The organism is Bradyrhizobium sp. USDA 4354 (genome assembly GCF_054060315.1).
The window spans coordinates 4,364,787-4,381,215 of sequence record NZ_JBSSDC010000001.1; the positions used below are offsets into that span (position 1 = coordinate 4,364,787).

The 16,429-nt window shown below is 64.8% G+C and carries 21 protein-coding genes; 9 read left to right on the plus strand and 12 right to left on the minus strand.

Annotation, left to right across the window (positions count from 1 at the left end; genetic code table 11):
* Nucleotides 1–129 precede the first annotated feature (129 nt).
* The 3 genes from ACVIIV_RS19825 to ACVIIV_RS19835 all read left to right on the plus strand — a co-directional run bounded on the left by ACVIIV_RS19825 (nt 130) and on the right by ACVIIV_RS19835 (nt 2,876).
* Nucleotides 130–1,143 (plus strand): Tim44 domain-containing protein, encoded by a 1,014-nt coding sequence (locus ACVIIV_RS19825; RefSeq protein ID WP_456745664.1) that lies wholly within the window; start codon nt 130–132, stop codon nt 1,141–1,143.
* Nucleotides 1,144–1,287: 144 nt separating this feature from the next.
* On the plus strand, nt 1,288–1,968 hold the full coding sequence (locus ACVIIV_RS19830) for a lectin (RefSeq protein WP_456745665.1): 681 nt from the start codon (nt 1,288–1,290) through the stop codon (nt 1,966–1,968).
* Between the two features lie 200 nt (nt 1,969–2,168).
* Complete coding sequence (locus ACVIIV_RS19835) at nt 2,169–2,876, plus strand: glutathione S-transferase (RefSeq protein WP_456745666.1); 708 nt, start codon at nt 2,169–2,171, stop codon at nt 2,874–2,876.
* A 28-nt stretch (nt 2,877–2,904) separates the two neighbouring features.
* On the opposite strand, the gene ACVIIV_RS19840 is transcribed toward ACVIIV_RS19835, so the two are convergent.
* The 3 genes from ACVIIV_RS19840 to ACVIIV_RS19850 all read right to left on the minus strand — a co-directional run bounded on the left by ACVIIV_RS19840 (nt 2,905) and on the right by ACVIIV_RS19850 (nt 4,649).
* Nucleotides 2,905–3,579 carry a methyltransferase family protein gene (locus ACVIIV_RS19840; protein ID WP_456745667.1) on the minus strand — a complete coding sequence of 225 codons (675 nt, stop codon included), beginning with the start codon at nt 3,577–3,579 and terminating at the stop codon, nt 2,905–2,907.
* A 117-nt stretch (nt 3,580–3,696) separates the two neighbouring features.
* The gene (locus ACVIIV_RS19845; RefSeq protein ID WP_194393053.1) at nt 3,697–3,870 is read right to left on the minus strand and encodes a hypothetical protein; all 174 of its coding nucleotides are present in this window, start codon (nt 3,868–3,870) and stop codon (nt 3,697–3,699) included.
* Nucleotides 3,871–4,175: 305 nt separating this feature from the next.
* Nucleotides 4,176–4,649, minus strand: coding sequence for a hypothetical protein (locus ACVIIV_RS19850; protein ID WP_456745668.1), 474 nt, complete (start codon nt 4,647–4,649; stop codon nt 4,176–4,178).
* Between the two features lie 211 nt (nt 4,650–4,860).
* Here ACVIIV_RS19850 and ACVIIV_RS19855 point away from each other — a divergent pair, with 211 nt between their 5' ends.
* Entirely contained in the window at nt 4,861–6,516 is a 1,656-nt protein-coding gene (locus ACVIIV_RS19855) for a fumarate hydratase (RefSeq protein ID WP_456745669.1), read from the plus strand.
* Nucleotides 6,517–6,674: 158 nt separating this feature from the next.
* Here ACVIIV_RS19855 and ACVIIV_RS19860 read toward each other — a convergent pair whose 3' ends face one another.
* The 5 genes from ACVIIV_RS19860 to ACVIIV_RS19880 form a co-directional block, all read right to left on the minus strand.
* Nucleotides 6,675–6,971: a hypothetical protein gene (locus ACVIIV_RS19860; RefSeq protein WP_456745670.1), complete on the minus strand. Its 297-nt coding sequence runs from the start codon at nt 6,969–6,971 to the stop codon at nt 6,675–6,677.
* A gap of 104 nt (nt 6,972–7,075) precedes the next feature.
* Nucleotides 7,076–7,630, minus strand: coding sequence for an inner membrane-spanning protein YciB (locus tag ACVIIV_RS19865; RefSeq protein WP_456745671.1), 555 nt, complete (start codon nt 7,628–7,630; stop codon nt 7,076–7,078).
* A 12-nt stretch (nt 7,631–7,642) separates the two neighbouring features.
* On the minus strand, nt 7,643–8,218 hold the full coding sequence (locus ACVIIV_RS19870; protein WP_456745672.1) for a hypothetical protein: 576 nt from the start codon (nt 8,216–8,218) through the stop codon (nt 7,643–7,645).
* Between the two features lie 76 nt (nt 8,219–8,294).
* The gene (locus ACVIIV_RS19875; RefSeq protein ID WP_456748778.1) at nt 8,295–8,549 is read right to left on the minus strand and encodes a hypothetical protein; all 255 of its coding nucleotides are present in this window, start codon (nt 8,547–8,549) and stop codon (nt 8,295–8,297) included.
* Nucleotides 8,550–8,614: 65 nt separating this feature from the next.
* Entirely contained in the window at nt 8,615–10,012 is a 1,398-nt protein-coding gene (locus tag ACVIIV_RS19880) for a carotenoid oxygenase family protein (RefSeq protein WP_456745673.1), read from the minus strand.
* Between the two features lie 106 nt (nt 10,013–10,118).
* Here ACVIIV_RS19880 and ACVIIV_RS19885 point away from each other — a divergent pair, with 106 nt between their 5' ends.
* Nucleotides 10,119–10,850, plus strand: coding sequence for a TetR/AcrR family transcriptional regulator (locus tag ACVIIV_RS19885; RefSeq protein ID WP_456745674.1), 732 nt, complete (start codon nt 10,119–10,121; stop codon nt 10,848–10,850).
* A gap of 15 nt (nt 10,851–10,865) precedes the next feature.
* Here ACVIIV_RS19885 and ACVIIV_RS19890 read toward each other — a convergent pair whose 3' ends face one another.
* Complete coding sequence (locus ACVIIV_RS19890; protein ID WP_456745675.1) at nt 10,866–11,471, minus strand: hypothetical protein; 606 nt, start codon at nt 11,469–11,471, stop codon at nt 10,866–10,868.
* Between the two features lie 163 nt (nt 11,472–11,634).
* On the opposite strand from ACVIIV_RS19890, the gene ACVIIV_RS19895 reads away from it, so the two are divergent.
* A complete protein-coding gene (locus ACVIIV_RS19895; RefSeq protein ID WP_456745676.1) occupies nt 11,635–12,183 on the plus strand; it encodes an SET domain-containing protein in 549 nt (182 codons plus the stop codon).
* 162 nt (nt 12,184–12,345) lie between these two features.
* Here the strand turns inward: ACVIIV_RS19895 and ACVIIV_RS19900 are convergent, their stop codons facing one another.
* Both ACVIIV_RS19900 and ACVIIV_RS19905 read right to left on the minus strand, forming a co-directional pair.
* Nucleotides 12,346–12,744, minus strand: a complete 399-nt coding sequence (locus tag ACVIIV_RS19900; RefSeq protein WP_456745677.1) for a hypothetical protein — start codon at nt 12,742–12,744, stop codon at nt 12,346–12,348.
* A gap of 37 nt (nt 12,745–12,781) precedes the next feature.
* Entirely contained in the window at nt 12,782–13,012 is a 231-nt protein-coding gene (locus ACVIIV_RS19905; RefSeq protein WP_456745678.1) for a hypothetical protein, read from the minus strand.
* Nucleotides 13,013–13,113: 101 nt separating this feature from the next.
* On the opposite strand from ACVIIV_RS19905, the gene ACVIIV_RS19910 reads away from it, so the two are divergent.
* Together ACVIIV_RS19910 and ACVIIV_RS19915 are read left to right on the plus strand one after the other, a co-directional pair.
* Entirely contained in the window at nt 13,114–13,935 is an 822-nt protein-coding gene (locus tag ACVIIV_RS19910; protein ID WP_456745679.1) for a helix-turn-helix domain-containing protein, read from the plus strand.
* A 40-nt stretch (nt 13,936–13,975) separates the two neighbouring features.
* Nucleotides 13,976–14,800, plus strand: coding sequence for a helix-turn-helix domain-containing protein (locus ACVIIV_RS19915; protein WP_456745680.1), 825 nt, complete (start codon nt 13,976–13,978; stop codon nt 14,798–14,800).
* On the opposite strand, the gene ACVIIV_RS19920 is transcribed toward ACVIIV_RS19915, so the two are convergent.
* Nucleotides 14,788–15,588, minus strand: coding sequence for a thioesterase family protein (locus ACVIIV_RS19920; RefSeq protein ID WP_456745681.1), 801 nt, complete (start codon nt 15,586–15,588; stop codon nt 14,788–14,790). The genes ACVIIV_RS19915 and ACVIIV_RS19920 overlap by 13 nt on opposite strands.
* A 169-nt stretch (nt 15,589–15,757) precedes the next feature.
* Between ACVIIV_RS19920 and ACVIIV_RS19925 the strand changes: the two genes are divergently transcribed.
* Nucleotides 15,758–16,423 (plus strand): DsbA family oxidoreductase, encoded by a 666-nt coding sequence (locus ACVIIV_RS19925; protein ID WP_456745682.1) that lies wholly within the window; start codon nt 15,758–15,760, stop codon nt 16,421–16,423.
* The last annotated feature ends 6 nt before the right edge of the window (nt 16,424–16,429 follow it).

The window sequence follows — 16,429 nt, forward strand, 5'->3', positions numbered from 1 at the left end:
CGCGCAACCGGCAAAATCCCCCGCCAAATACGGGTTTTTGCCACATCCCCGCGACTGAGGGCCGCAGCCACAAGTTCCGAAACCGGCTTCACTTTTCGGGAAGTCTGCCCATCTTAGGCGCACGTCCCCATGCCGGGGATTTGGGAAACGCACATGACTTTCTCGCTTCGCTCCCGGAATCTCTTCAACACGATCGCCGTCGTGCTGGCGCTTGCGCTGCCGACCGCCCTGACGATCTCGTCGGCCGACGCCCGCGCGGGTGGCGGTATGTCGTCCGGTTCGCGCGGTACGCGCTCCTATTCGGCCCCGCCGTCGACCACCACCGCGCCGGGGTCAGCCTCGCAATTCAACCGGACCTACACCCAGCCGGGTGCAGGCATGAACTCGGCTGCGGCCGCGCCCGCGCGCGGCGGCCTGTTCGGCCGCGCCGGCGGCTTCATGGGCGGCCTTGCCGCCGGCTTCCTCGGCGCAGGCCTGCTCGGCATGCTGTTCGGCGGCGGCCTGTTTGGTGGCCTCGGCGGCCTGTCCTCGATCCTCGGCCTGATCATCCAGATCGCGCTCGTGGTGTTGGTGGTACGGCTGGCAATGTCGTGGTGGCAGCGCCGTCACGCCCCGCGGGCGGCTTATGCCAACGCTGATGCAGGCGCAGCGCCTGGACCGCAGACCAACTATCGCAGCGGCCTCGCTGGTGGAATTGGCAGTGGACTTGGCGGCTTCGGCTTCGGCGCCAACAATGCGCCGCTCGAGATCAAGCCGGACGACTATGAGGCGTTCGAGCGCCTGCTCGGCGAGGTCCAGACCGCCTGGTCCAACGAGGACGTGGCCAAGCTGCACACGCTCGCGACGCCGGAGATGGTCTCTTATTTCGAGCAGGACCTCGCCCAGAACCGCGCGCGCAACGTGGTCAACAAGGTCACCGACGTCAAGTTGCTGCAGGGCGACCTCGCGGAAGCCTGGCGCGAAGGCGAGACCGAGTACGCCACGGTGGCGCTGCGCTTCGCGCTCACCGACAAGACGGTTGATCGCAACACCGGCGCGATCGTTGCCGGCAGCGAGCAGCCAGGCGAGGCGACCGAGATCTGGACGTTTGCCCGCCGGCCGGGCGCCGGCTGGGAATTGTCGGCGATCCAGCAGACCAACTGATCGCTCGCGAGATGAGAAACCAGGGCGTCGTGCTCCCGCACGGCGCCTTTTTCTTTTGGGTGGCTCGCATCGCCGCATCGGAATAAGCGGTCGCGCGTCGGGTTGACATGAGGCGGCCAACGACAAGCACAACGGGAGGACAACATGATCCGCATCGTGAGATCCGTAACGATTTCAGGCCTCGCGCTCGCAATGGCCTTGCTGGCGACGCCATCCGCGCAAGCGCAGTCGGCCGACATGACGTTCTTCGTGACCTCCAACGGCCCGGGCAAGGGCGCCGATCTCGGCGGCCTGGAGGGAGCCGATGCGCAGTGCCAGAAGCTCGCTCAGGCCGCCGGCGCCGGCAGCAAGACCTGGCGCGCCTATCTCTCGATGCAGGCCGCCGACGGCAAGCCGGCCGTCAACGCGCGCGATCGCATCGGCAAGGGACCCTGGCAGAACGCCAAGGGCACGGTGATCGGCAAGGACGTTGCCGACTTGCACGGCCCCGCCAACAATCTCACCAAGCAGACCGCGCTCACCGAGAAGGGCGAGGGGATCACCGGTGCTGGCGACCAGCCGAACCGGCATGACATCCTCACGGGATCGCAACCAGACGGTACGGCGTTTGCCGGTCCGGACGATCGTACCTGCAAGAACTGGACGTCGAGCGCGCAAGGTGCCGCGATGGTCGGCCATTTCGATCGCCGGGGCCTGCGCGACGACGAGCCGTCAAAGTCCTGGAACAGCTCTCACCCCTCGCGCGGTCCCGATGGCGGCTGCTCGCAGGCCGATTTGAAGAGCACCGGTGGCGACGGCCTGCTCTATTGTTTCGCGGCGAATTGAATTAAGGCGCGAAGCTCTCTCCACTCGTCATTGCGAGCGTAGCGAAGCAATCCAGAATGCCTCGGCGGCAAGATTCTGGATTGCTTCGCTTACGCTCGCAATGACGGCGTATGTGGCGCGGCCGTTCCGCCCTCACGCTGACGGAACCTTCGGGCGCATGCTACATTGGTCCGATCGCTCCCACGCTCACGGACCCTGCCATGAAATACGAGCTCTATTACTGGCCCGAGATCCAGGGCCGCGGCGAATATGTGCGGCTGGCGCTGGAGGAGGCGGGGGCCGCTTACGTCGATGTCGCGCGCGGTCCGCGCGGAACGGCTGCGATGATGAAGATGATGGACGCGCAGAAGGGCACGCCGCCCTTTGCGCCACCGTTCCTGAAAGCGGGTAAGCTCGTCATCGGCCAGACCGCCAACATCCTGCTCTATCTCGGCGCCCGCCATGGGCTCGCGCCGAAGACGGAAGCCGGCAGGCTCTGGGTGCACCAGCTTCAGCTCACCATCACCGACTTCGTTGTCGAGATCCACGACACCCATCATCCACTCGGGCCCTCGCTCTATTATGAGGACCAGAAGGCGCCGGCAAAGAAACGCACCGCCGAGTTCTGGGGCGAGCGCGTGCCGAAATATCTCGGCTATTTCGAGCAGCTTCTCGCCGGGAGCGGCGGCACCTATGTCACCGGTCGCCGCCTGACTTACGTCGACCTCTCGCTATTCCAGATCGTCGATGGGTTGCGTTATGCCTTCCCCAGGCGCATGAAGGCGTTCGAAGCGGATGTCCCGGCTCTTGTCGGGCTCCACGACCGCGTCGCTGCGCGGCCCTGCATCAAGGCCTATCTCGAAAGCGAGCGCCGCATTCCCTTCAACGAGCAGGGCATCTTCCGATGCTATCGCGAGCTGGATCACTAGCCGGTTTCGTGCAGAACGTGAGGCGCGCTCACCAGACGCCGGGGATGAGGCGGTAGCGCACCCGCGCCGCATAGTCGGTATAGCCCGGCAGGCCCTCGCGCAGCGTGCGCTCCTCGATAGGAATGCGGACCGCGAACAAGGCGATGAAGAGTGGCATCATCGCAAGTCCCCACCACGACCCCAGCAGCAACGGCACGCCGGTGAAGAACAGGACCATTCCGCTATACATGGGATGGCGGACATAGGCGTAGGGACCGGTCGAGATTACGTGCTGCGCGCGTTCGGTTTGCAGCTTCACCACGGGCGCGGCGAACGAGTTCTCGCGGAAGACCCACATGGTGAACAGTGTCGAGGCCAGGAACAGCCCGAGGCCGAGCACCTGCAACGCAGCCGGCATGTCGGAGGATTGAACGCGCCGGTCGAGCCCGATCACGACCAGCCAGGCCAGCATTGCAACGACGAACAGGGTCATGAACATCTTGTCGGCGGCGGGCTGATCCTTTTGCAGGACCGGTCGCAGGCGTTCGGCGAGCAGCGCCGGATCGATCCGGTAGAGCCACCAGCCGCAGAGCGGGCCGAGTAGCGCGGAGGTGGCGAGGAACGTCCACGCCGACGGCCAATGCAGTGTTCCGGCGCACGCGAACAGCAGCGCGCCCATCGCGACGGTGAAGATCGTGTTCTGCAGCAAGAGGCGTGCGATCATGCGCAGGTCCCAGGTGAACGGCGCACGATATTGGTCCAGCTATCCGGCAAAGATGCGGCCGGACGCGCCAGAAGCCCGATCGACCGGATCGGGCACTTTCAGCCTTGGCAAGCCTGATCAGGCGAGCTGATCGATCCGCGTGCCCTGACCCGGCGGCAACGGCGCGGGCGGCTGCGGCTTAAAGGTCGGATCCTCGTCCTTGACCTTGGTCTGATCGTCCTGCTGCTTGGTCGTGTCGTAGTTTGGTACCACGATCGCAATCGGCGGCGGCGCAACGGTGGAAACCTTCATCCGCAAATCCTCACACATGGGAACAATCGAGCCTGCCCTGCGAGGAGCGAAATTTCCTTCAAGGCAATTGATAAAATGCGAGGGAATTTGCGGGGGGATGGGTCGTTTTTGCTACTGTACGTGACCGTCTGTGTGAAATGACGAGACCTTTTCCTCGTCATTGCGCGCGTAGCGAAGCAATCCGGAATCCCTCCGCCGAAAGACTCTGGATTGCTTCGCTGCGCTCGCAATGACGGAGTGCGTGGCCGACCGCGTCGCGGCCCAGTTGCGCTGCGCCCGCAGCAAGCGCGGAGGAGAGCCTCCGGCTATTCGTCCTTGCCGCGCGTGATGGCGATGGAAGCCTCCGTCTTGGTGCGCGTGCATTCCATGTTGAGCCGCCGATAGCGCATGTTGATCTTGTCGCCGCGCAACAGGCCCATCCGTTTCAGGCAGCGTGTCGCGCCCGTCGTGGTGTCGTCCTTCGTCACGGTGAAGACGATCGCCGCCATCGATCCGATCAGCGCATAGAACTCCGGCCTGGGTTTGCGATCACCCTTGGCATAGAGCTCGATGGAATATTTGTCGCCGCGGCAACCCACCGACAGCTCCTTGGCCGCCGGATGCGTCAAATAGACGACGTTGGCGGCGCGGAAATTCACCTTGAGGCGCTCGATCTGGTTCGCCAGCTCCTTGGCGCTGTCGTCACAGCGATCGGCGCGGGCAGGCGAGGTGAGGGTCACAAGGCCGGTGATGGCGACGGCGACCAGGATCGCGCCGCGGACGTTCAGTTTCAAAATCATGATGAAAAGCCCCTTAGGGCGCGCATTCAACCGTTGCCGGGCGCGAAGCGCAAGGGTGGGCAAAGGCATTTCCACGAGCTGTGCCAATGCCTTCCTGAGCCCGGCCTACCTCTCCGATGCGCAGCGCTCCCTTTCTTTTCTGGCCAAAATGCGCTTAGAACGCTTCTACGCCGAGGCCCCGCGAGGGCTCCAAAACACCGAGATTTGCCCCATGAACGCTCCCACCGCCTTTCCCGACCAGTCAAAGCCCGTTCCGCCCTACAAGCACACCCCGCTGTTCCCGCTGGGCAAGGACGAGACGCCCTACAAGAAGATCTCGTCCGAGGGCGTCAGGGTGGAGAAGGTCCTCGGCAAGGACATGCTGGTGGTGTCGCGCGAGGCGCTGCGGGCGCTGTCGGAGGCTGCTTTCGGCGACATCAACCATTACCTGCGCCCGGGGCACCTGAAGCAGCTCCGCGCGATCCTGGAGGACAGCGAGGCGAGCCCGAACGACAAGTTCGTCGCGCTGGACTTTCTGAAGAACGCCAATATCGCGGCCGGCGGTGTGCTGCCGATGTGCCAGGACACCGGCACCGCGATCATCATGGGCAAGAAGGGCTGCAACGTCATCACCGACGGTGACGACGAGGCGGCGCTGTCGGAAGGCGCGCGCGATGCTTACCTGCGCCGCAATCTGCGCTATTCGCAGGTCGCGCCGCTCTCGATGTACGAGGAGAAGAACACCGCCAACAACATGCCGGCGCAGTGCGAGATCTACGCCGAGGGCGATGATGCCTACAAGTTCATGTTCATGGCGAAGGGCGGCGGCAGCGCCAACAAGAGCTTTCTGTTCCAGGCCACGCCCTCGGTGCTGACCAAGGACCGGCTGCTGGCCTTCCTGAAGGAAAAGATCCTGACCCTCGGCACCGCTGCGTGCCCGCCCTATCACCTCGCCATCGTGATCGGCGGCACCTCGGCCGAGCTCTGCATGAAGACCGTGAAGCTCGCCTCCGCCCGCTATCTCGACGCGCTGCCGACCCATGGTTCGCCCGACGGCAACGCCTTCCGCGACGTCGAGATGGAAAAGGAAATTCACAAGATGACGCAGTCGCTCGGCGTCGGCGCGCAGTTCGGCGGCAAATATTTCTGCCACGACGTGCGGGTGATCCGCATGCCGCGCCACGGTGCTTCGCTGCCGATCGGGCTTGGCGTGTCCTGCTCGGCCGACCGCCAGGTGCTGGGCAAGATCACCAAGGACGGCGTCTATCTCGAGGAGCTCGAGCACAACCCGGCGCAGTACCTGCCGCAGGTCGAGCAGTCGCTCGGCGGCGAGGTCGTCAAGATCGACCTCAACCAGCCGATGAAGGACATTCTGGCGACGTTCTCGAAATATCCGATCAAGACGCGGGTCTCGATGACCGGCACCATGATCGTCGCGCGCGATAGCGCCCATGCCAAGCTGCGCGAGCGGCTGGAGAAGGGCGAGCCGCTGCCGGATTACTTCAAGAATCACCCGGTCTACTACGCCGGCCCGGCCAAGACGCCCGAGGGGTACGCCTCCGGCGCGTTCGGTCCGACCACCGCCGGCCGCATGGATTCCTTCGTCGACCAGTTCCAGGCCGCCGGCGGCTCGATGGTGATGGTAGCCAAGGGCAACCGCGCGCCGGCCGTGCGCGAGGCCTGCAAGAAGTATGGCGGCTTCTATCTCGGCTCGATCGGCGGTGCCGCGGCGAACCTCGCCGAGCACTGCATCAAGAAGGTCGAGGTGCTCGAATATCCCGAGCTCGGAATGGAAGCCATCTGGCGCATCGAGGTCATCGACTTCCCGGCCTTCATCATCATCGATGACAAGGGGAATGACTTCTTCAAGGAGTTGAATTTGGGCTGAGGCGGCATACGAGAGCCGTCATTCCGGGGCGCGCCTCTTGGCGCGAGCTAGGGTGCGCAATGCGCACCTGAGAATCCATCGGGCTCCAAGGTTTGCAGAGGGATGGATTCCGGGCCTGCGTGCTGCGCACGCATCCCGGAATGACAGCGTCGCGGATCTCAAGCCCGCGCGCCCGTGAACGGGAAGCTGCCCATCGGACCGATGCCCATCTCGCCGCTGATGCTGTCGCCGGAGACCGTGCCGGTGAATTCGAGCGTGAGCGGCATCGGGTTGGTGATCGAGACCTTCCAGGAGACGTTGTCGCCGGAGACGGTGCCGTCGAAGATCTCGGTCGTATTACCTTCCGCGCCCTGCGTGCCCGTGAGCGTGCCGCCCGCAGCCTTCAGGCTCAACGTTGCCTGGCGCTCGCCCATCGGCGTCGTCATCGTCAGATTCCAGTTGCCCTCTACGGCCATTCCCGTCTCCCGAACAAATCTCGGCGGTCCGCGACGATCCGCGGCCGTCCCGAGCGAGCCTATAGCCCAACTCGCAGGTCCTGCCTAACCCTGCGATGGGGCAATTAGGCGCGGGCGGCGGCGCGCCGCCGGCTGGTGACGACGAGCCGCAGCACCACATACTGCACGGCGAAGGCAAGGATCTTTGCGCCGCCGGCAACCACGGTGATGTAGAACGCCCACAGCTTCAGATCGCCCGTGGAGGCGACCACGATCATGCCGGCGCCGATCACGAACATCAGCCCCGCCCAGGCATAGCCTGCAGCCGTGACATATTCCGGAACGGTCTCGGCGACGATCGGCGGCATGTAGCGCAGCATCCAGCCGCGCTTGAGCATGATGAGGCCGATCGCGAAATGCGCGATTGAGGGCTTTGCCAGCATGAAGCGCGGATCATTGGTCAGCAGCGTGATCGCGCCCAGCACGACGACGAGCGCGAGGCTCGCATACGTCATGTAGTTGAGCTGCTGCCCTTTGATGCGGGCATAGATCACCTGCGCGATCGCTCCGGCGATCGCCACCGAGGTCGCCAGGATGATGTTGTCGGTGACGAGATAGACCACCAGGAAGACGATGACGGAGAAGAGGTCGGAGGCGAGACGGGCAAATACGACCTTCATCGTCGATCCTGTTCAGCGGGCGTCGGGAAGAGCGCGGGCGGGCGTACCGTACTTGATCTGGCGATACTCAGGATACCATTTTGTGAAGTAGATCGCACTGTTGCGGGCGGCGAAGGCGACCGCAAGGCTCGACCAAAGCGGCAGGCCGGGGACGTAGAGCAGCACGAGATTGGCGGCCGCCATCAACAGCGCTGCTGCTGTCCACGCGGCGGTGATGATGTAATTGGCGCGGAGAAAGCCCGGCATTGCCGCGGTCTCGGCCGGCACCGATTCAAGCGCATATTGCAGCGTGAACGGATGGCGGACCAGGATCGAGCCGAGCGAAATCAGGAAGATGCCGATATCGACCGAGAGCTTGACGCCGAGCGTGCCGAGCTGCGGATCGACCAGCGCGAGATAGAGGCCGATCGCGACGAATACGATTGCCGAGCCCGCGGCCAGGATCTTCACCGAACGCTCGCGCGCGACATCGATCGCGACGGTGGCAAGGCAGATCGCCGATGCCGCAAGCACGCTGATCATGGCCGACGTCACCAGCATCAGGAAGGTGAAGGCGCCGTAGGGCGCGAGGATCAGGAAAATCGCCATGGGCCGCCTCGGTCGTGTCGATCTTTACGATGTAAAGATTGGTAATACGCGGGCGATGTCGGGTCAAGCAAAATCTTTACAGTGTCAAAATGACGTAAGCGACCTCCAAAACATGAAGGGCCGCAACGACTTGGTTCAATGCCTCCTCGGTCAGTTTCGCCCAGGGCAGGAGCGGCAGCGCGGCGGCGGTTAACAGACCGAGGCAAAGCAAGATGCCGCCGTTGAAGACGGTATGCCGGCTCCGCCGCAGCCGGATCATCTGGAACGCGAGCGCAGCGCCGGTCAGGGCGAGGAGGACAAGCGCGCCTGCGGTGATCGAGGGCATGTACATGGAAAACTCCTTTTTCGTCATCCCGGCCTCGCGCCACGTGGCGCGCCCCGGAATGACGATGATGGCTACGCTGCGCCCACCCAATTGCCGTGGAAGCCGTCGGGCACGCGGTGACCGAGCTGCACCAATGCGGCTGGACCGGCCTCGATATCGGTCGCATTGAACACGGCGAGATCGCTGCGATTTTCCCGCGCGCGCCAGACCACTGCGAGCAGCCAGCCCTCGCCCTCGGCCGCATCTTTCGACCGCTCGACGAACACCGGCTCGGAGATGGTGTCGCCGGCAGGGAGCAGGTAATGCCCGAGCCGCCGGCCGTTGCCGTCGACATGGACGATGCCTGAGAGCGCGCCGAACATCGGCAGTTTCGGATTGGCGCAGGCGTACCAGCCGTGACGGCTCTTCAGCCCGGCGCGGCGATCATCGATGCGGGGGAATTCGCCGGTGAGATCGTCGAGATATGTTTGCTGGAAACGGTCGGTATTCCCTGAGAGATCGAAGGTCCAGCGGCAATGGCGGGCGCGCGACTTCTCGGGATCCGTCGGCCGGCCGTCGGGATGCGGAAACAGCGGCGCTTCCTCGAACTGCATGACGTCGGCGACGATGCGGTCGCCGTCCTCCCACGCATTCATGACGTGGAAGACGTAGCAGGCCTCGGCACGAAACCAGACGATGTCCTTCGCCGTGCCGCTGCGCTTCATCACGCCGACATAGGCGCCCTTGTCCGGCTCCCAGGCATAGGGCGGCCGTCCGCTCATCGCGCGCTCCATGCTGCCGGTGATGGGCAGGATTGGAAACAGCACGTGGCTCGCGGTGACGATGAAATCGTGCACCATGCTGGCATAGGGCGCCTCGAAACGTTCGAAGCGCGTCGCCTTGCCGGACGCGTCGATCGATCCGTAGGAGAGGGCAGGCGTCAGCGGCCCCGCAGCGTTGTAGCCGAAGAACACGAGCTCGCCGGTGACGGGATCGATCTTCGGATGCGCGGTGAAGCTGCCGGCAACACGGCCGTGGTAATTGTGATAGCCGCGCGTAGCGAGTGAGCCTGGCTCGATCTCGGTCGGCAGATGCGCTTCTTCGAGTGCCAGCAGCTTGCCGGCATGGAAGACGATGTTGGTGTTGGCGACGCCGCCGTCAGTGAGCTTGGCCGGGGCGTCCGGCAGCTTGCGGCCGAAGCCACCGAACAGCGCGCGGCCGGCGTCGTGTTCGGCGAGCCATTTCGGCGTGCGGACCCAACGGTTGCGGTAGCTGGCGCGGCCGTTTTCGAGATGAAAGGCGTGCAGCATGCCATCGCCGACGAACCAGTGCGCGCCGGGGGAATCGAACTGCGGATTGGGGCCGTTGCGATAGAGCGTGCCGTTCAGCTCGCGCGGCAATTCGCCGACGATCTTCAGGAAGGGCGCGTCGGCCTCGAACGGGATCGGCGCGAGATTGTTGCGGCGCTCGGCCATGGCGTCATGCTGCACGGCGAATCCTCCCCTATCTTTACATCGTAAAGATTGGATAGGCCCAATTGCAGCTTTGGTCAAGTGAAATCTTTACACTGTCAATATTGCGTCATATAGCTTGCAAATGGCCAAGACCGACACCAAGGGCGAAGCGGCGCGAAGCGCGCGTGCCCGAACAAGAACGACGTCGACCGCTGCATCGCGCACCTCGCGCCGCGCGGCGAGCGCGAAGACCGAGACGCCATATCATCATGGCGCGTTGCGCGAGGCGCTGCTGCAGGCTGCCGAACGGGTGCTGGAGCGCGACGGGCTTTCCGGCCTGACATTGCGCGCGGTGGCGCGCGAGGCCGGCGTCTCGCATGCCGCGCCGACGCACCATTTCGGCGATCTCACCGGGCTGCTCAGCGAGCTCGCGGCTGTCGGCTTCCGCCAGTTCAACGCGGCAATGGCGGCTTCGTCCAATGCGGCCTCCACGCCGCTCGAGCATGCACTGGCGCGCCCGAAAGCCTATGTTGCCTACGCGCAGGCTCATCCCGGCATGTACGGCATCATGTTCCGCACCGAGCGGCTTGATTATTCCAGGCCCTCGCTGCACGAGGCGGCCGAAGCCTCCTTCGCCGGACTTGCGAATGCGGTCGGCATGATGCGGCAGGAGCAGATCAGCGAAGATGCGCTGACGCTGAACCAGGGCGCCGCGATCGCGCGGGCGTGGTCGATGGTGCACGGCTTCACCACGCTGCTGCTCGATGGTCGGCTGAAGGATATTCTCGGGCGGCTGCCTGAAGGGACCACGGCCGAGCGGCTCCTGGAGGCGATGCTGACCGCGCCCATCACGGCGAAGCTGCCGAACTGCTGATCGACCCGCGGAGCCCTAGCGCATCGTTGCAAGCTCGACGGCGCGGCCGCGGGTTCCGATGATCTTGACCTCGTCCTTGCCGCAAGCGAAGCCGCGGGCGAGATCGTCCGCGGCCTTGCGCGCGAGCTCGTTGGCGTTCGGGTTGGCGATCGCATCGACATAGGCGACGTGGCAGACCGGGCCCGGCGGCAGCCGGGTTACGACCAGCATGGCCTTGGTGTTCGGCCGCCCCTGCTTGTCGGGATCGGAATTGTCGGCGATGTGCCAGCGCTGGATGATCGCAAACGGCTTTGCGCCGGCCGCGCGCCACTCGACGGTGGTCTCCGCGGAATTGAACGGCGCGAACCAGACCTTGGCCGCCGGTTCCTCGGCGGCTTGCTTGCGATTGCGACCGACCGAAACGGTCTCGCGAAGATCGTCCTCGGCGATCAGCACCAACAGGCCGTCCTTGCCCGGACACACCCGCGTGGTGCTGCCGTCGGGCGCGCTGGACTTGCCGATCTGGCGGCAATCTTTTGGTGCCGTCGAGGTGTAGGTGCTGCCCACGGATTGGGCTTCGGCGCTGTTCAGGCCGGTGCAAGTCATCAAGACAGCCAAGCCGATGCTGGTAATGCGGTTCATATGCGGCTTCGATGCAGTGGGAACTCCGTACCATCAGACGTCTTGATTGTGGGCAAGGTTCAAACAGTGTCGGGATATACCTGACAGCGGCGCGGAATCGTTCTAGAAGAGCGGCTTCGCTTTAAGCCGATCCGGCCTCGTTCGCGTTCTCATTCTCCTGATCATGCCAGCCACCTCGAACAAACCTTATCGCGTCGGCCGCTCCAAGACCGGGCTCGGCCTCTTCGCCACCAAGCCGATCAAGAAGGGTACCCGGATCATCCGCTATTTCGGACCGATCCTGGACTCGCGGATTCCCGAGCAGGACGAGATCGAGAACAAATATCTGTTCGAGCTCAACGGGCGCTGGACTATCGACGGATCGGTGCGCAAGAACCTCGCGCGCTACATCAACCATTCCTGCCGCCCCAACGCGGAATCGGATGTCCGGCCGCGCGAGCGCAAGGTCTATATCCGCGCCATCAGGAACATCGAGCCGGGCGACGAGATCAACTACGATTACGGCACCGACTATTTCAAAGCCTATCTGAAGCCGATCGGCTGCAAGTGCGACTCCTGCGAGAAGAAGCGCAAGAAGCTGCGTGCCGAGGCGCGGGCCGAACGCGCCACGGTGAAGGCGCGCAAGGCCAAGAAGGCGGGCGCGAAGGTGTCCAAAAAGAAAAAGCTCAACGGCCACACCCTCGGCAAGACCAACGGCCGTGCGCGAGCGTAGCCCGCGCTTGCTCCTCTAGCCCAGCTGTCATGCCCTGGCTTGGCCGGGGCATCCAGTACGCCGCGGCTTCTCCGTACCCCACGAACTTCTCTGGAATACTGAGTCGCCCGATCCAGTGCGCAATTGCGCACAAGGCCGGGCGACGACAGCAAGTATGTGGCCTCACGCCGCCACCACACCCGCACTCTTCCGCAATCCCACATATTGCAGCTCGGCGAACACGCCGGTGGCAATGGCTTGCGCGACGACCATGAGTTCGCCGGCGAGGTTCGGCGATACCGCGCCCGAGAGCAGCAGCGCGATGCTGCCGACGGTCCAGGCCGCATTGCCGATCACGACCAGCAGGACGAGCGGCTTCGGCACCGCGGCGCGCGACGCGAGCCAGCCGACCAGGGCGGTGTAGGCGATCAGGAACAGGCCGGTCTCGCGCAGCAACGCTTCGGGCAGGTTGAACAGCGCTGCGAACGCGCTCGCGCCGAAGGTGAAGCCGAGCGCGGCGACGCCGCTGAAGATGGCGTCGGCGAAGAGGGCGCGGCGCAGGAAGGTGGATGCATCGATCATCTTGGGTCTCCTTGGTTGGGTTGGACTCGGGTGGAACTCAGCGCAATCCGCGCCACCAGGCGCGGAGCAGGCGAGCGAGGCGGTACGGACAGAGGCTCCTGCCGACGCCGTGCTCGAAGGCGATGACCTGCGCGACGACATAGTCGCCGGTCGAATGCACGAGCGGCTCGGGCATGTTGAGACTGCGCGCCAGCATCCGGGTTGCGAATGCCATGGCCCAGGGCAAGACGTGGTCTGCGACGGTCCGATAGAGCAGCAGTGCGATCATGGTCATCTCCTGTTGCAACCGAAGATGCGCCGCCGCACCGCCTAATTCGATTACCTCGCGGGTAATGGAAGGGCCGAAATCCGCATGATAGGTTTCTAATCATGAACGCACATGCATCCACGGCCCAGGCCGAACGCAGCCAGCCGATCCATATCGGCGATCATTTGCGCGAATGGCGGCAGCGCCGCCGCATGAGCCAGCTCGATCTCGCGGGCGAAGCCGAAATCTCGGCGCGGCATTTGAGCTTCGTCGAGACCGGCCGCGCCGCGCCCTCGCGCGATATGGTGTTGAGGCTTGCCGAGCGGCTCGACGTGCCCTTGCGCGAACGCAACGTGCTGCTGGTCGCCGCCGGTTTCGCGCCGGCCTTTCCGCAGCGCCCGCTGGAGGATCCCGCCTTGAAATCAGCCCGTCAGGCGATCGACCTCGTATTGAAAGCACATGAGCCCAATCCCGCACTTGCGGTGGACAGGCACTGGAACCTGGTCTCTGCCAACCGCATGGTGGCGCCGCTGCTCGACGGCATCCCGCAGCATCTGCTCGGCCAGCCCGTCAATGTGCTCAGGCTCGCCTTCCATCCCGAGGCGCTGGCGCCGCGCACGGTCAATCTCGCCGAATGGTGCGGGCATCTGTTGGAGCGCCTGCACCGCCAATGCGAGGCGACAGCCGATCCTGAATTGATCAAGCTCTATAACGACCTCAAGAGCTATCCCATTCCGGCGCGCTCGGCGCCGCTGTCGAGCGACAATGTCGCGATCCCCTTCAAGCTGCGGCATGGCGGAGAGATCCTCAGCTTCTTCTCCACCACCATGGTGTTCGGCACGCCAGTCGACATAACACTTTCGGAGCTGGCGCTGGAGACGTTCTTTCCGGCGGACGAGCACACCGCCGCGCGGCTGAAGCTGATGGCGACCGGGCTGCGATAGCGGCGTTTACAGCGCGCAGCGGCGCTCGCATAATCGGCAGATGGACACACGCTCCTTCCGGCGATTGCGGCCGGCCAATCCCGTCGGCGATCTCCTGCGCGGCTGGCGCATGCGCCGTGCGCTGAGCCAGGCCGAGTTGGCGTTCGAGGCCGGCATTTCGGTCAAGCATCTGAGCTATGTCGAGACCGGAAAGGCGGCGGCAAGCCGGGACATCCTGCTGCAGCTTGCGTCCGCCCTCGATCTGTCGTTGCGTGATCGCAATGCGCTGCTCGAGGCCGGCGGTTTCGCCCGGCAATATGGCGAGCGCGATCTGTCGGCGCCGGAGCTTGCCGAGGCGCGGCGTGCCATCGATCTTCTGCTCAGTCGTCACGAGCCGTTCCCGGCGATCGTCACCGACCGGCGCTGGAACGTGATGCAGGCCAATCGCGCCGCCTCGCGCCTGATGACCATGCTGCTTGGGCAAGAGCGCATGCAGCGGCCGCTCAATCACATGCGCATGTTCCTCGCCCCGGACGAGCTCAAGCCGTTCGTCGAGAACTGGCCCGTTGTTGCGGCCGCGTTGCTGGCGCGGGCGCGGCATGAGGCGATGGCCGCGCCGCTCGACGAGGCCTTGCAATCGACCTGGCGCGAATTGATGCGCTTGCCGGAGCTTCCGGCGCCGGCGAGCGAGGATAACGCCGTGCCGGGGCCGCTCTGCGAGGTGCGCTTGCGCAAGGGCGAAGTCGGCATCGGCCTGATCGGTGCGGTCCTGACGCTCGGCACGCCGCAGGACGTGACGTTGCAGGAGCTTCGCGTCGAGATGTTCATGCCTGTTGACGCCGCATCCGAGGCCGCTCTGATCGCGCTGGCGACTCAGGAGGCCTGAGCCTGCACGGCGTCGCGCCGCTCGAAGCTCATCGCCTGCATCACCTCCGCAAATGGGCCGTTGCGATCGCTCAGTGTCGCCGTGGTGAGGCCCGCGCCATGGGCGCCGACGCGCGTCGCGGCACGGATCAGGATCCATTCGCCCTCCGGCGGACGGAAGAAATAGAGGCTGATCTCGGGATTGATGAAGGTCCAGCTGCGCATGTCGACGATCTGCGCGACGCCGCTGGAAAAGTCCGCGGCCTGTACGGCCTGGATGAGCGGCGTGTTCGGCTCGCCCTCGACCAGCGGCGCATCGAGCCGCATCCAGGCCGCCGCCGGGCCCGGCTTCTCCAGCGCGCCCTCAATGAGGCGCACCGACACGTTCTGGAAATAGCGGCTCCATTTCTGCGCGAAGGCCGGCGGTGGAGCGCCCGCCTCGGGCGCCTTGTCGACCGCCGTGGACCTCGCAAAGGGATCAACCGGCGATTCTCCGCTCGGCGCCGTCAGGAGTGCCGTGCAACGGCCGATCTCGGTCTCGCCGTCCATCAGCCGCACTTGCAATGTCTTGGCCTTGCGGCCGTCGCGCAGCAGCTCGGTGACGGTCCTGAACAGGCGCAGGCCCGCCGGCCGCCACAGATCGAAGGTCAGGCGCCGCACCGCAAAGCCGGATTCGGTGGCAAGATGCTCGACCTCGCGGGCCATCAGGGCAGTTGTGGCGCTCCCCTGCAACATGTCCGGCGACCACGGACCGCCGGCATGCTCGGTGGCCCGGAACAGATCGCCTTCCGGCTTGAAAATGGCTGTCATTGCAGTCTCCCGCTGGTTCGATCGTGGCCGCGAGTATCGGGGCGGGGCAGACGTCCCACAATAACCGCAGAGGTGAAGTCGTGAGCCATGCGGGACGGGCGCCTTGCGCGGCCTCCGGTTCGGCTTATCTTCCGACCGACCCGTAGAATGCCCGAAGGAGGCGCCTGACATGAGCACGCTGAAACCGCTCCAGATCGACGTCGTCTCCGACGTGGTCTGCCCCTGGTGCTATATCGGCAAGCACCGCATCGAGAGCGCGCTTGCGCTGGTGCCCGATGTTCCGGTCAAGCTCAATTTCCGTCCCTTCTTCCTCAATCCCTGGGTGCCGCGCGAGGGCATCAGCCGCGAGGCCTATCTCACTCAGAAGTTCGGCTCGGTGGAAGCCTATAAGGGCATTGCCGGGCGCGTCGTCGCGGCCGCGAGCGAAGAGGGGCTCGTCTACAAGCCCGAGCTGGTCGCGCGCCAGCCCAACACGACCGACTGCCATCGCCTGATCCTGTGGGCGGAAGCGATCGGCAAGGCACCCGAGATGAAGCAGCGCCTGATGGAGCTCTATTTCCGCGACGGCGGCGATCTCACCGACGTGAACGTGCTGGTGCAGGCGGCCGCCGACATCGGCCTCGATGCCAACGACGTGCGCAAGCGCCTTGCCACCGACGAGGACGTCGCGCGCGTCTCGGCAGATGCGCAGGAAGCCGCCGACAAGGGCATCTCCGGCGTGCCGACCTATGTCTTTGCGCAAAAGTACGCCGTCTCCGGCGCGCAGGATCCGAACCTGCTCGCCCGCGCCATCCGCCAGGTCTCGGCGGAGATCAACGCGCAGGCGGCGGAGTAGCTTTCG

Bases quoted from the DNA above. Each gene is read 5' to 3' on its own strand.
- ACVIIV_RS19920 (WP_456745681.1), bottom strand. From the start codon at position 15,588: ATGACAGCCATTTTCAAGCCGGAAGGCGATCTGTTCCGGGCCACCGAG.
- ACVIIV_RS19865 (WP_456745671.1), bottom strand. From the start codon at position 7,630: ATGAAGGTCGTATTTGCCCGTCTCGCCTCCGACCTCTTCTCCGTCATC.
- ACVIIV_RS19825 (WP_456745664.1), top strand. From the start codon at position 130: ATGCCGGGGATTTGGGAAACGCACATGACTTTCTCGCTTCGCTCCCGG.
- ACVIIV_RS19905 (WP_456745678.1), bottom strand. From the start codon at position 13,012: ATGATCGCACTGCTGCTCTATCGGACCGTCGCAGACCACGTCTTGCCC.
- ACVIIV_RS19885 (WP_456745674.1), top strand. From the start codon at position 10,119: ATGGCCAAGACCGACACCAAGGGCGAAGCGGCGCGAAGCGCGCGTGCC.
- ACVIIV_RS19895 (WP_456745676.1), top strand. From the start codon at position 11,635: ATGCCAGCCACCTCGAACAAACCTTATCGCGTCGGCCGCTCCAAGACC.
- ACVIIV_RS19875 (WP_456748778.1), bottom strand. From the start codon at position 8,549: ATGTACATGCCCTCGATCACCGCAGGCGCGCTTGTCCTCCTCGCCCTG.
- ACVIIV_RS19900 (WP_456745677.1), bottom strand. From the start codon at position 12,744: ATGATCGATGCATCCACCTTCCTGCGCCGCGCCCTCTTCGCCGACGCC.
- ACVIIV_RS19845 (WP_194393053.1), bottom strand. From the start codon at position 3,870: ATGAAGGTTTCCACCGTTGCGCCGCCGCCGATTGCGATCGTGGTACCA.
- ACVIIV_RS19890 (WP_456745675.1), bottom strand. From the start codon at position 11,471: ATGAACCGCATTACCAGCATCGGCTTGGCTGTCTTGATGACTTGCACC.
- ACVIIV_RS19835 (WP_456745666.1), top strand. From the start codon at position 2,169: ATGAAATACGAGCTCTATTACTGGCCCGAGATCCAGGGCCGCGGCGAA.
- ACVIIV_RS19915 (WP_456745680.1), top strand. From the start codon at position 13,976: ATGGACACACGCTCCTTCCGGCGATTGCGGCCGGCCAATCCCGTCGGC.
- ACVIIV_RS19830 (WP_456745665.1), top strand. From the start codon at position 1,288: ATGATCCGCATCGTGAGATCCGTAACGATTTCAGGCCTCGCGCTCGCA.
- ACVIIV_RS19860 (WP_456745670.1), bottom strand. From the start codon at position 6,971: ATGGCCGTAGAGGGCAACTGGAATCTGACGATGACGACGCCGATGGGC.
- ACVIIV_RS19850 (WP_456745668.1), bottom strand. From the start codon at position 4,649: ATGATTTTGAAACTGAACGTCCGCGGCGCGATCCTGGTCGCCGTCGCC.
- ACVIIV_RS19910 (WP_456745679.1), top strand. From the start codon at position 13,114: ATGAACGCACATGCATCCACGGCCCAGGCCGAACGCAGCCAGCCGATC.
- ACVIIV_RS19840 (WP_456745667.1), bottom strand. From the start codon at position 3,579: ATGATCGCACGCCTCTTGCTGCAGAACACGATCTTCACCGTCGCGATG.
- ACVIIV_RS19925 (WP_456745682.1), top strand. From the start codon at position 15,758: ATGAGCACGCTGAAACCGCTCCAGATCGACGTCGTCTCCGACGTGGTC.
- ACVIIV_RS19870 (WP_456745672.1), bottom strand. From the start codon at position 8,218: ATGGCGATTTTCCTGATCCTCGCGCCCTACGGCGCCTTCACCTTCCTG.
- ACVIIV_RS19855 (WP_456745669.1), top strand. From the start codon at position 4,861: ATGAACGCTCCCACCGCCTTTCCCGACCAGTCAAAGCCCGTTCCGCCC.